Origin of the sequence: Duganella aquatilis (assembly GCF_009674565.1) — a bacterium.
GTDB classification, from domain to species: domain Bacteria; phylum Pseudomonadota; class Gammaproteobacteria; order Burkholderiales; family Burkholderiaceae_D; genus Rugamonas; species Rugamonas aquatilis.
Genome location: NZ_WKJL01000001.1, coordinates 624,238 through 636,609 on the forward strand (window position 1 = coordinate 624,238; position 12,372 = coordinate 636,609).

10 protein-coding genes are annotated in these 12,372 nt (G+C 59.9%); 8 read left to right on the forward strand and 2 right to left on the reverse strand.

Going from position 1 to position 12,372, the window contains the following annotated elements; genetic code table 11:
- Positions 1-1,479 precede the first annotated feature (1,479 nt).
- The 4 genes from GJ698_RS30765 to GJ698_RS02930 all read left to right on the forward strand — a co-directional run bounded on the left by GJ698_RS30765 (position 1,480) and on the right by GJ698_RS02930 (position 4,574).
- The gene (locus tag GJ698_RS30765; RefSeq protein ID WP_229259800.1) at positions 1,480-1,839 is read left to right on the forward strand and encodes a hypothetical protein; all 360 of its coding nucleotides are present in this window, start codon (positions 1,480-1,482) and stop codon (positions 1,837-1,839) included.
- Positions 1,836-2,480 (forward strand): site-specific integrase, encoded by a 645-nt coding sequence (locus tag GJ698_RS30770; protein WP_229259801.1) that lies wholly within the window; start codon positions 1,836-1,838, stop codon positions 2,478-2,480. Before GJ698_RS30765 ends, GJ698_RS30770 begins: the two co-directional genes overlap by 4 nt.
- Positions 2,481-2,486: 6 nt before the next feature.
- Positions 2,487-4,199 (forward strand): AAA family ATPase, encoded by a 1,713-nt coding sequence (locus GJ698_RS02925; protein WP_154356065.1) that lies wholly within the window; start codon positions 2,487-2,489, stop codon positions 4,197-4,199.
- A 66-nt stretch (positions 4,200-4,265) separates the two neighbouring features.
- Complete coding sequence (locus GJ698_RS02930; protein WP_154356066.1) at positions 4,266-4,574, forward strand: hypothetical protein; 309 nt, start codon at positions 4,266-4,268, stop codon at positions 4,572-4,574.
- On the opposite strand, the gene GJ698_RS02935 is transcribed toward GJ698_RS02930, so the two are convergent.
- Positions 4,571-4,999 (reverse strand): DUF6196 family protein, encoded by a 429-nt coding sequence (locus GJ698_RS02935; RefSeq protein WP_154356067.1) that lies wholly within the window; start codon positions 4,997-4,999, stop codon positions 4,571-4,573. The genes GJ698_RS02930 and GJ698_RS02935 overlap by 4 nt on opposite strands.
- A gap of 20 nt (positions 5,000-5,019) precedes the next feature.
- Complete coding sequence (locus GJ698_RS02940) at positions 5,020-5,646, reverse strand: helix-turn-helix domain-containing protein (RefSeq protein WP_154356068.1); 627 nt, start codon at positions 5,644-5,646, stop codon at positions 5,020-5,022.
- Between the two features lie 139 nt (positions 5,647-5,785).
- On the opposite strand from GJ698_RS02940, the gene GJ698_RS02945 reads away from it, so the two are divergent.
- From GJ698_RS02945 to GJ698_RS02960, 4 genes are all read left to right on the forward strand, one after another.
- Entirely contained in the window at positions 5,786-7,834 is a 2,049-nt protein-coding gene (locus GJ698_RS02945) for a serine hydrolase domain-containing protein (RefSeq protein ID WP_154356069.1), read from the forward strand.
- The gene (locus tag GJ698_RS02950; protein WP_154356070.1) at positions 7,834-8,844 is read left to right on the forward strand and encodes a dipeptide epimerase; all 1,011 of its coding nucleotides are present in this window, start codon (positions 7,834-7,836) and stop codon (positions 8,842-8,844) included. Before GJ698_RS02945 ends, GJ698_RS02950 begins: the two co-directional genes overlap by 1 nt.
- A complete protein-coding gene (locus tag GJ698_RS02955) occupies positions 8,841-10,088 on the forward strand; it encodes a peptide MFS transporter (RefSeq protein WP_154356071.1) in 1,248 nt (415 codons plus the stop codon). The genes GJ698_RS02950 and GJ698_RS02955 overlap by 4 nt, the downstream gene beginning before the upstream one ends.
- 73 nt (positions 10,089-10,161) lie before the next feature.
- Entirely contained in the window at positions 10,162-12,345 is a 2,184-nt protein-coding gene (locus GJ698_RS02960; RefSeq protein ID WP_208023761.1) for a TonB-dependent receptor, read from the forward strand.
- Positions 12,346-12,372 lie beyond the last annotated feature (27 nt).

The following is a 12,372-nucleotide window of genomic DNA, read 5'->3' on the forward strand; positions in this document are numbered from 1 at the left end:
CGATCTTGCGCACCGGGTCAGCTTTAACAAGCAGCGCGATCTTTAACAGCGACGTCGACCTCTTCGGCGGGCTTCCCGCTATAGCGGCATGTGAGGGGCGGCTGTTAAAGCCTTTAACAAACGCGCTCACGAGGGAAATTTTCTGCGCGTGAGGTACCGTGCGGTCTAGGCCTTGCCGGCCCATGAACTTTTGATACCCCCTACCTGCGCAGACCAATCGCCGGCATCGCCGCCCGCCGCTGCCGCAGCGCCCAGGTCGCGCGCAAGAGTCCGCCGACTCGCGGAGGGCTCAATTTGGAGCCTTCCTGCATCGCGCGCAAGAGTCCGCCGACTCGCGGAGGGCTCAATTTGGAGCCTTCCTGCAGCATAGGGCGTCAGAACGGAACTGGCCCTTTGCCATCCAGTCCGCCATCCGGGGCTGCGTCTCGACGCCAGGCCTTCCCCTCTTCGAGGCGACCACGCGCGGCCGGTGCGGTGCCGGCGCAGTGCTGCCGCCAGTATGCTGACAACCGGGCGGCGCGTGGTCGCCGGTTGGTCGCGTTTGAAACGCGAGCAAGGCTCGGATTTGAAATCAAACCCTTCACCGCGGCATCAGGCGTCAGCGCTCAGTCAGCGTATGGGCCCATACTTGATGTCGCCGGCGCGCGCACCGACGCCATGCTGTCGAGATGCGTCCAAAGTTGGACACATCGCCCGGCCTCAGCTGCGCAGCTGACCAGCGCCAGCCCAGCGGTGTTTTTTCCCGTTTCGGAAAGAACTTGGTGGGCGCGCGGTCGATGCTGAATCAGGTGCGACAACATTCCGAAGGAAAGGCGGTACCCGCGATGGGGAAAACCAATAAAGCCTGGCATGAGCAAAATCGCATGCCGAAAAATCCAACCATGCAGCAGCGGGTCGAGTGGCACCTGGCTCACGCGAAGGCATGCGGGTGCCGCGAAATCCCGCAGTCCATACAGCAAGCACTCGCCGGCAAGCAGGGGTAGGCGGGTGTGGTGTGCCACCCGAGGATCCGGGCGATTTGCGCGATGGCATATGCAGGGCTCAAAATTGAGCCCTGCATGGCATGCGTATCGCCGCGCGCGGCAGCTATGGGGTGCCGGTGATCGGCTAAATTCTCAGCCGATCTAATGCGTCGGCCGTCTGGAGGGTGTCCATCGACTGTACGCCCTTCGTACGATCGGTAGCTGGGGCTTGCCCACCTACTGCCGTCACAGCGGTTTTGGGAACAAAACAGGTGACACTTTCCGATTTGACGGTACTTTTGACGGTACTTTTTCGAAAAATCTTATATTTTCATAGGTGAATGTGATTCCGGCAAGCGCACCAAGAGACATCCCGGCAAGTTCCGGCAAAAACCGCCTTACCCTGTTTTCATAGAGGGAAGGCGGTTTTTTTATGCCTGTCAATTTTGCAATTACCGGCGTTTTACGGCATTATCCTCATACCAAGTGGCAGAAACTGGCATAGGAAATGGCATAAATGGCGGTTCCAAAAAAACTCGGTGCGAAATGGATCCACCGCGTACAGGTGGACGGAAGGCGCGTATCCGGCACCTTCGATACCAAAGCGGCGGCGTTAGCCTGGGAGGCTGAGCAGCGAGTGGCTACGCCGAAGGGCAAGCTTGGCCTCACCAAGACCTGCGCCGACGCCTTCGAAAAGTACGAGCTTGAGGTGTCAAAGAACAAACGCGGTTACCGCTGGGAGGCGCTGCGCCTGGCCGCCATGGCCGAGACCGACCTCGGCAAGGTCAAAATGGCGGACATCAGCACCACACACGTGGCTGCATGGCGCGATCAGCGGCTCAAGCAGGTTGCGCCTGGATCGGTGACGCGGGAATGAATCTGCTCTCGAATGTGTTCTCCGTGGCACGTAAGGAGTGGAAGTGGATCACCGAAAGCCCAACAACCGATGTGGCCAGGCCTAAGGCGCCGCCGGCGCGCAATCGGCTTATCTCGCAAACGGAAATCGAAGCGATCTGTGTTGCCCTGAACTGGCGGCACGATATCGTCGACCTGCCGCCGACGACCAAGCAGCAACGCATCGCCCTGGCCTTCCTTTTCGCTATCGAGACCGCGATGCGAGCAGGCGAGATCTGCGCCCTGAAGGCTGACGACGTTTCCGGCCGGGTGGCCAGGCTGCATATGACCAAGAACGGCCTGCCGCGCGACGTACCGCTGTCAGCCCGCGCGCTGGAAATATGGGGGATGGTGCCCGAAGGCTTCGGTGTGACTTCTGCAACGCTCGATGCGATGTTCCGCAAAGCGCGGGAAAAAGCAGGAATCGAGGGGATGACCTTTCACGATACGAGGCATGAGGCTATCACTAGGTTGGCCAAAAAGCTGCACGTGCTGGACTTAGCGCGTATGGTAGGTCATTCCGATATCCGTCAATTGCAAGTCTACTATAACGAGAGTGCTGCCGATATCGCTACAAAACTCTGCTGCTCAATGCAGGCCTACCCTGAAATCAACACTGGATAATTGTATATGCCGATCTTTCTGCATGGATTGAGGTTAAAGAACTATCGTGGGATTGGTGCTGTTGCGCAAGCAGCAGCGCCATTTAAAGCATGTAATTTTTTCATCGGGGCTAACAATACCGGCAAGTCTATATTTCTTAATTTCATCTCGACCCATTTCAACAAACTGGTCAGTACGAGCTCGGCATTGGCATTTTCTCCGTGGGAAGTGCATGTTGGCCGGAATGAAAGTGAGGTGGAAGTTGAAGTGGCCGTACTGATGGCCGATGTACGCGAATCTTGCGCTAAACGATTACCTAATATGTCATTGGTTTGGACGCAGCCGATCATCAATAAAATTCTTGATAATATTTCTGACGATAAGGTTATCTGGTTGAAATTTGGGCAATCGGGTGGTGGTCCCAGTTTTGCGAAATCTTCTGGTTTGGTCGACTTGATGTCAATAAATGACTGGGTTCGTATATGGCAAGCAATTTATCCTCACAGATCGGGTGGAACTGTGAACGAACATTGGATCCCTCAAGTGTTGCTCTGGATAATGGGGTCGATTCCTTTAATTTTCCCGAACGCTTACCTTATTCCTGCAATGCGTAGAATTGGCGATAAGGGTGATAAATTCGAAGATTATAGCGGAAAGGGTTTAATTGAAAAACTTTCTGAACTTCAGAATCCCGGACCTGCAGATAGGGCGCTTTATACGCGATTTAAAGATATCAATGGATTTTTGAAGGATGTAACCAGCGACGATAATGTGCAGATTGAAGTGCCATTCAACCGGCAGGAAATTTTAGTTCATAAGGATGATCGTGTTTTGCCATTATCTTCCCTTGGGACAGGGATACATGAGGTGGTCATGATTGCGGCGTTTTGTACTCTCATCGAAGAAAGCATAGTCTGTGTGGAGGAGCCAGAGGTACATTTGCATCCGTTACTTCAAAAGAAGCTACTCAAATACCTTACAGAGCGCACCAGTAATCAATATTTTATCGCTACGCATTCGGCTAGCATAATTGATCAACCTGGATCAGCCGTCTTTCATGTAACCCATAAGCATATGGTAACAAACATTGAGCTAGCGTCGGATCCATCTCAGCGATTTAAACTTTGTCATGACCTTGGCTACCGAGCATCTGATCTATTACAAACAAATTTTATTGTTTGGGTAGAGGGGCCAACCGATAGAATTTACTTAAATCATTGGATATCTTCCATTGATAAGGAACTACAAGAAGGAATACATTATTCAATCATGTTTTATGGAGGGCGTTTGTTAAGTCATTTAAGCGCGGATGATAGTGAGGTTGGTGAGTTTATCGCTTTGCGTCGATTGAATCAAAACATCGCCATTGTCATTGATAGCGATAAAAAGAATTCGAATTCTAGGATTAATGACGCTAAAAAAAGAGTAATTGCAGAGTTCGAGAAAACGGGACACATTGCTTGGGTTACGGCTGGTCGTGAAATTGAGAATTACATTTCCCCAGCTGTAATGGGTCGAGAACTTTTACGATTGTACCCTTCGTTCGAAAGAGTGCTTGGTGCGGACCGTTTTGACCACCGGCTGGATTTTATTGAAAATGTTGGGAATAAGGAAAAAGTGGTTACGGCAGATAAGATTAAGGTCGCTCGCGCTATATGCGGCGCACCTGCCGAACTCGACATTTTAGATTTGAGAAAGCGAGTTTCACTGCTCGTTTCTCGAATTCGCCAAGCTAACTAAAATCCAACCGGCTGCGCTATTTAAGGCGCGTGCTTCTAGGTCCAAGCGATTATCTGTCCGCGAAGGATGGGCTTTGATGTCGAACATGATTTTGGTTTTCAGTTCTGGATCGGCCAGCATCAGCTTCGTGTCGATGGCACAATCGTCATGTGCGAGATTGATGTTGGAGGTTCGTATGAAGATGCTGCGACGTTTCTTCTGGAGGCCTTTCCGCTTGAGGCCTTGAACCACAGCGAAGCTTTTTGCGTGATGGTCCACAGCTCATGGAAGCGGGACGATCAAATACGGCTGGCACGGTCCTATCTGAGCAAGATTCCGTTCGCCAGCGCGATGCCTTACGAGGCGTTTGCTTCGTTCATGTCCTTGCGGCTCTAGCCAGCCATCAGCTCTTTCAAGTCAGCAGTCACGGCGTCTGCGACGCTTAAAGGCACTCCCCAGTAGTCGTAGATACCGCCGTCGGCATTATTCTGGCCGCACACCACGAACACGCCGCTGCCGAAGCGGTGTTTGAAGCGGCTCGCCAGCCAGCCGACAAAGCCGCTGTTGTCCACACCTTGCGGGAAGTGGAAGCGGACCAGCATGAAGGCTTCATCCCCAGGCCCGGTCGGCACCAGCTGGCTCCACTTGTCGTTGTCGCGGACGAGCGCCAGGGCATCCTTGCTGGCCTGCTGCGGAAATGCCTCCAGCGGAAATTCCGTAAAGGTGTACGGCGCCGGGTAGATCTCCATCCGCGCCAGGCGGATGACTTTGTTCAGGCGCGCCTCGATCTGCTCGGGGCTTTCGATAGATACATCAACCATGTTCAATCACCTTCAGTGAGCTAGACGTTCGCGTGCTGCGTGTGCAGCGTTTGCATTTCCTCTTCATCCGCGCTGGACATGACGGTCAGTACCGTCGCTTCTTCGCAGCCTTCGGTGGTCAGGTAGGCGTGGCCCATGCTGGAGTCGAAGTAGATCGACTGGCCTTCCGTCAGCACCACCGGGTCGTAGAACTCGGTGTTGATGACCACGCTGCCCTTGATGACGTAGGTGAACTCTTCGCCGGAGTGGTGCGACAGGTCGCCGAACTGCTTGGCGGTCTTGGCGCGGACCTTGGCGATCACCGGGATCATGCGCTTGCGGCGCAGCTCGGCGCACAGGTAGTAGTAATCGTAATTCTGCGTTTCGATGCGCACCGCATGTTGCAGGTCGCCCAGGCTGCGGCGCGCGGTGATTGCGGTCGTCTTGTCTTCTTCACTTTCTTCCGCGAACAGTTCGGACATGCGCATGCCCAGTTTCTGTCCGAGTTGGTACAACTTGTCGTAAGAAAGCGTCAAACGGTCGTGTTCGACTTTCGATAGCGTCGAGACCGGAATACCGCTGTGTTCACTCATTTCCTTCAGCGTCCAGCCCTTGCGGCTGCGCAAACTGCGCATCAATGCGCCCAGTGTCGGGATGTCTGATGACATTTTTTTAAATTCCATGCGTTGACAAATTCTCCAAACAGGATGATATTGTCCTGATTAGAGAATTTTAATTCATTTAGGCCAAGTCATTTTATACAGACGTTGCAGCAATAGCAAATCCACACATTGGGAGAGATGGTCCATGGAATTTCGCAAGTTGATACTGCTGGGTGCACTGTGCCTGGCCGGTAGTCCCGCGTTGTTTGCCCAACCGGCTGGGCAGCCGGTTTCCAACAATTCCTCGCTGTTGCCGCTGGCGCCGACACCGAAACCGGCCGCAGCGTTGCCCGCTTCGCTGACACCGCAGCCGGGCGGCGTGCGCACGCTGGATAAACAGGATCTCGACGCCTGGCTCGACGGCTACATGCCTTATGCGCTGAACACCGGCGGCATTCCCGGCGCCGTGGTGGTGGTGGTCAAGGATGGCAAGATCCTGACCGCGCGCGGCTTCGGCTACGCCAATGCGGAGAAGCGCCTGCCGGTCGATCCGGACCGCACGCTGTTCCGTCCCGGCTCGGTCTCCAAGCTGGTGACCTGGACCGCTGTGATGCAGCTGGTGGAGCAGGGCAAGCTGGACCTCGACACCGACGTCAACCGCTATCTGGATTTCAAGATCCCGCCACTCGACGGTCAGCCGATCACGCTGCGCCAGATGATGACCCACACCGCCGGCTTTGAAGAGGCGGCCAAGGACATCATCAACTACGCGCCGGCCAAGGCGCCGCAGCTGGATGTGCTGATGAAAGCCTGGGTGCCGGAGCGCATCTTCCGGGCAGGCACCACGCCGGCCTATTCGAATTACGCCACCTCGCTGGCCGGCTACGTGGTCCAGCGCATTTCCGGCGAGCCGTTCGATGATTACGTGGAGCGCCATGTGTTCCAGCCGCTCGGCATGGCGCACGCCAGTTTCCGCCAGCCGCTGCAGCCGGCGCTGGCGCCGCTGATGTCGGTGGGCTACGGCAAGCCGGGCGAGCCGCCGCGCGCGTTTGAAGTGGTGGGCCCGGCGCCGGCCGGCGCGCTGTCCGCCAGCGGCACCGACATGGGACGTTTCATGATCGCCCACTTGCAGCAGGGCGAGCTGGACCAGCAGCGCATCCTGTCGGCCGCCACCGCAGCCACCATGCACAACAGCCCGCTGGACAAGGTCAATCCGCTGTCGCTGGTCGGTCCGCTGAACCGCATGGAGCTGGGCTTCTTTGAAACCAATATCAACGGCCGCGAAGTGATTGCCCACCTGGGCGACCTGGAAGCCTTCCACACCTCGCTGCATCTGTTCATGAAGGATGGCGTCGGCTTTTACGCATCCTTCAACAGCACCGGCAAGGATGGCGCCGCCGGCACCTTGCGTACCGCGCTGTTCCACGATTTCGCCGACCGCTACTTTGCCGATGCCAGCCCGGCCGATGGCAAGGTGGATGACAAAACCGCCGCCGAGCACGCCCGCCTGATGACCGGCACCTGGCAAAGCAGCCGCCGCTCGGAATCGAATTTCTTTTCCGTGGTGGGCATGTTGAGCCAGATGAAAGTGGGCCTCGATGAACACGGCGGCCTGCTGGTGCCGGGCCTGGTCGGCCGCGACGGCCAGCCGCGCAAGTGGGTGGAAATCGCGCCGTTCGTCTGGCGCGACAGCGATGGCCACGACCGCCTGGCGGCCACCGTCAAGGATGGCCAGGTGGTGCGCTGGAGCATGGACTTCATGTCGCCGTTCATGGTGTTCGACCGCGTGCCGGCAGGGAAGTCCAGCGCCTGGCTGAATCCGACGCTGGGCGCCGCCGTGGCGGTGTTGTTGCTGACGCTGCTGGCCTGGCCGGCAAGCTGGCTGAGCCGTCGCACGCATGGCGCGGCCAAACCTGCTGCAACGCCGGCACGCCGCGCCGTTGTCGCCACCCGCATCGCAAGCGGCCTGATTCTGGCGCTGCTGCTGGGCTGGGTCGGGCTGTTCAGCGCCATGTTCTCCAGCCTGAAATATGCGAGCGCGGTGTCCGATCCTTATCTGTGGATATTGCAGGTGCTGGGCGTGCTGATCCTGGTGGGTGGCATGCTGGCCGGCGCACGCAATCTGCAACTGACCATGATCGATGGTCGCGGCTGGATGCGCAAGCTGTGGAGCCTGCTGGTGTTCGCCTCAACCGTGCTGATCTTCTACACGGCGCTGCGTTTCGGCCTGATCGCCATGACGGTGAATTACTGATGGCCCGTCTGACGATGGCGGTAGCGGCCGAACAGCTACAACTGGCGCAGCCGTTCCGCATTTCCGGCTACCTGTTTGAGCGCTTCAATGCGGTGGTGGTCACGCTGCGCGACGGCGCACAGCAGGGCCGCGGCGAAGGCGACGGCGTCTATTACCTGAAGGACGACGCCGCCAACATGCTGGCCGAACTGGCCCGCTTCCGCGAGCTGATCGAGTCCGGCCCCAGCCGCGATGCGCTGCGTGCGCAGATGCCGCCGGGTGGCGCCCGCAACGCGGCCGATTGCGCGTTGTGGGAACTGGAAGCGGCACGTGCCGGCACGCCAGTGTGGCGCCTGGCCGGGCAGCCGGCGCCGCGCGCGCTGCGCACCACCTTCACGCTGGGCGCCAACGATCCGGAGCTGATGGCGGCCGAGGCGCAGCGCTGGGCGCAGGCACGTGCAATCAAGATCAAGCTGACCGGCGAAACCGATCTGGACCTGGCGCGCGTGGCGGCGATCCGTGCGGCGCGGCCTGATGTATGGCTGGGTGTGGACGGCAACCAGGGTTTCTCCATCGACCAGATGGACCGGCTGGTCGGCGGTCTGGTGGCGCAGCAGGTGTCGCTGCTGGAGCAGCCGCTGCCGCGTGGCGGCGATGCGGCGCTGGCCGATTTCCGTTCGCCGATTCCGCTGGCCGCCGATGAAAGCATTCTGACGCTGGATGAGCTACCGCAGGCGGTGGGGCGCTACCACGTGGTCAACATCAAGCTCGACAAATGCGGCGGCCTGACCGAAGGCTTGCTGATCGCGGCCGAGGCGCGGCGGCTGGGGCTGGGCGTCATGGTCGGCAACATGGGCGGTTCCAGCCTGGCGATGGCGCCCAGCTTCGTGCTCGGCCAATGCTGCGACATCGTCGACCTCGACGGCCCGACCTTCCTCACCAACGACCGCAAGCCTGGCGTCGCCTACACCGACGGCAACGTCTGGTCCGGCCCGGAAGTGTGGGGCAGTGGCGCCCGGGAGTCTGCATGAGCCAGACTGCGCCCACCTGGTTCGGTCATCCGCGCGGCTTGACCGTGCTGTTCCTGACCAATATGTGGGAACAGTTTTCCTACTACGGCATGCGCGCGCTGCTGGTCTATTTCATGACCCGGCAACTGATGCTGGGCCAGGCGCAGGCGTCGCTGATCTACGGCGCTTACACGGCCTGCGCCTACTTCACGCCCATCATCGGCGGCGCCATGGTGGACCGCTTCCTGGGCAAGCGGCGCGCCATCATCATTGGCGCGTCGGTCATGGCGGCCGGCCATTTCATGATGACGTTCGAGCCGCTGTTCTATGTGGCGCTGGCCACCATCGCGCTGGGCAACGGCCTGTTCCTGCCAACGCTGCCGACGCAGGTGGGCGACCTGTACCGCCGCGATGATCCGCGTCGTGGCTGGGCCTACAACGTCTACTACGTCGGCATCAACATCGGCGGCTTTCTGGCGCCGATTGCCTGCGGCACGGTGGGCGAGCTGTACGGCTGGCACTACGGTTTCGCGCTGGCCGGTATCGGCATGCTGGCCGGTTTGCTGATCTATCTGGCGGGCGGCAAGCATCTGCCGCCGGAACGCAAGGAGGAGCAGGTCGCGCAGCCTGGCGTGGCCGCTGCGTTCGACCGTCGCACGGTGCTGATGCTGCTTGGCGTCGGCGTCGCCGTCACGGTGTTCCGTTCTGCCTACGAACAGGTGGGCAATACGGTGGCGCTGTGGTCCGACAGCGGCGTTGACCGCCACGCCGGCAGCCTGGTGATTCCGATGACGTGGTTCCAGTCGCTCAATCCGCTGTTCGTCATGTTGATGACGCCGCCGCTGTTGGCGTACTGGCGGCGTCGCGCCGATGCCGGTGTGAGCCAGGCGCCGGCCTTGCGCATGGCGCTCGGCGCGCTGATTTTGTCGGGCGCGTATCTGCTGCTGGCCGGCCTGGTGTGGCTGGGCGATGGCGCACCGACCGCGTGGCCTTGGCTGGTGCTGTTCTTTGCGGCCTTCACGGCGGGAGAGCTGTTCATCCTGCCGACCGGCCTGGGACTGTTTGCGCGATTGGCGCCGGCGGGGCGTTCCACCACCACGGTCGGCGCCTGGTTCCTGATTATTTTCAGCGGCAGCTTGAGCGCTGGCGCAGTCGGCAGCCTGTGGAGCCGCTTCGACCATGGCGTTTTCTTCGCACTGCTGGCGGCGCTGGCCGCGCTGTCGGCACTGATGTTACGGCTTTTAAACACAGCAATGAATAAATAGAGCAATTCCATCCATCTAAAGCTATCGGGAGAGAGCAATGTTGAAAAGTAAGTTGTTACTGACGTCAACCGCCTTGGCCGTATCCACTGCGTTTGCCGCTGAAAATGACGCCGCGCCAGACGCGGTCCAGCAAGTGGTGGTGACCGCGCAGAAGCGCACGCAAACCACCATCGATGTGCCGCAGTCGATCTCCGTCATCAGCGGTGACACGCTGGAGAAAGAACAGGCCAACAGCTTTGCCGACTACGTCAAGCTGATCCCTAGCCTGCAACTGGTGCAAAGCACGCCCGGCGCCGGCCGCCTGGTGCTGCGCGGGCTGGACACCGGCGGTGTGTCGTCCACAGTGGCGGTCTACATGGATGAAACCGCGTTCGGCTCCAGCAGCGGCCTGGTCAACGGCGCCGTGCTGGCCGGCGACTTCGATACCTTCGACATGGCACGGGTGGAGGTGCTGCGCGGACCGCAAGGCGCGCTGTACGGCGCCAGCTCGCTCGGCGGCCTGGTCAAGTTCGTCACCAACACGCCGGATACGGAGCGCTTCCAGCTGCGCGCCCGCGTCGGTGCGGCGGCGGTGGATGGCGGCGGAACGGCCTATCGCAGCAACCTGGTGGTCAACACGCCGATCAGCGACACGCTGGCGTTCCGCGTCTCCGGCTCCTACGACAAGCAGCCGGGCTTTATCGATTCGATCGGCACCGCCGGTTCCGATCACGCCAACGACATCAACGGCTCGCGCAACTACGGCGGCCGCGCTTCGCTGATGTACACGCCCAGCAAGGACTTGTCCGTGCGGCTGACGGCGGTGGCGCAAAACATCAAGGCCGCTGCGCCGTCCACGGTGGAAGCCGATCCGTCCACGCTGGCCATGCTGTACGGCCGGCCGACGCAGTCGCAATTCATTCCGCAGTACCGCAACGTCAACTACCGGGTGTACAACGCCACCGTCAACTGGAACCTGGGGCCGGCCAACCTGACCTCGTCCACCAGCTACAGCACGCAGAAGCAGGACTTCCGCGAGGACGATACCGTCAATCTGAGCGCACTGGTGCAGGGCGCCTTCGGTCCCGCCAACGAGCTGTATCTCGGCCAGCAGACCAATCTGAAAAAGGTCACGCAGGAACTGCGCCTGAATTCCACCCAGCCTGGCATGTTCGACTGGCTGGCCGGCGTCTACTACACCGACGAGAAAGGCGAGATTTTGCAGGGCTATACGGCGGTCGCACCCGGCACGCTGACACCGCTGACCGGCCTGCCGCTGCTGGCCCAACTGAGCCTGAATTCCAAGTACCGCGAGTACGCCGCCTTCGCCAACACCACCGTCCATTTCACCGACCACGTCGATCTCGACATCGGCGGTCGCTACAGCCACAACCAGCAGGACGCGCGCCAGATCGCCGACGGCGCGCTGGCCGGCGGCGCCTCCGACGACCGCGCGGAATCGTCGGAACATGTGGCCACCTGGTCGGTAGCGCCGAAGTACAAGTTCGACGACCGCACCGCCGTGTATGTGCGCGCCGCCAAAGGCTTCCGTCCCGGCGGCCCGAACGTGCTGCCGCCGAATCCACCGGCCGGCACGCCGACCACCTACGGCTCGGACTCGGTGCTGAGCTATGAAGTCGGCTTCAAGTCGCTGAGCCAGGACGGCAAGCTGTCGTTCGACGTCACCGCCTTCCACGTGGATTGGAAGAACATCCAGCTGCTGGCGGTGGTCAACGGTTTTGGCGTGAACACCAACGGCGTTGGCGCCAAGGCCAACGGCGTCGAGTTCAGCGCCACCCTGCGGCCGGTGCGCAACCTGCGCCTGACGGCCAATGGCGCCTACAACAATGCCAAGCTGGATGGCAGCACCAGTCCGCTGGTCGGCGGCATTTCCGGCGACCGCCTGCCGTTCTCGCCGAAGTACAGCATGGGCCTGCTGGCCGACTACCGCTGGACCGTCAACGACACCACGCCAGCCTATGCCGGCATGTCGTGGCGCCATGTGGCCGAACAGTCGGCCTCGTTCGACAACGACTTCCGCACCGCCAACGGCCGCCAGCGCGAGGTGCCGTCGTACAACGTGGTTGATGCCCACGCCGGCGTCGAGCTGGGTTCGTGGACGCTGGAGGTGTACGGCAAAAACCTCGGCAACAGCCGCGCCATTACGTCGACCTCGGCGGTGAAGGCGAACGGCTTCAATATGTATCCGAACGGCGCGATCAGCACGGGCCTCATCACGCCGCGCACCATCGGCCTGACCTTGACCAAGGAGTACTAAACGCATGATTCATTCCGGCACTGAGAC

Coding starts and splice junctions, on each gene's coding strand:
- GJ698_RS30770 (WP_229259801.1), top strand. CDS start 1,836: ATGAATCTGCTCTCGAATGTGTTCTCCGTGGCACGTAAGGAGTGGAAG.
- GJ698_RS02940 (WP_154356068.1), bottom strand. CDS start 5,646: ATGTCATCAGACATCCCGACACTGGGCGCATTGATGCGCAGTTTGCGC.
- GJ698_RS02950 (WP_154356070.1), top strand. CDS start 7,834: ATGGCCCGTCTGACGATGGCGGTAGCGGCCGAACAGCTACAACTGGCG.
- GJ698_RS02955 (WP_154356071.1), top strand. CDS start 8,841: ATGAGCCAGACTGCGCCCACCTGGTTCGGTCATCCGCGCGGCTTGACC.
- GJ698_RS30765 (WP_229259800.1), top strand. CDS start 1,480: ATGGCGGTTCCAAAAAAACTCGGTGCGAAATGGATCCACCGCGTACAG.
- GJ698_RS02945 (WP_154356069.1), top strand. CDS start 5,786: ATGGAATTTCGCAAGTTGATACTGCTGGGTGCACTGTGCCTGGCCGGT.
- GJ698_RS02925 (WP_154356065.1), top strand. CDS start 2,487: ATGCCGATCTTTCTGCATGGATTGAGGTTAAAGAACTATCGTGGGATT.
- GJ698_RS02935 (WP_154356067.1), bottom strand. CDS start 4,999: ATGGTTGATGTATCTATCGAAAGCCCCGAGCAGATCGAGGCGCGCCTG.
- GJ698_RS02930 (WP_154356066.1), top strand. CDS start 4,266: ATGGGCTTTGATGTCGAACATGATTTTGGTTTTCAGTTCTGGATCGGC.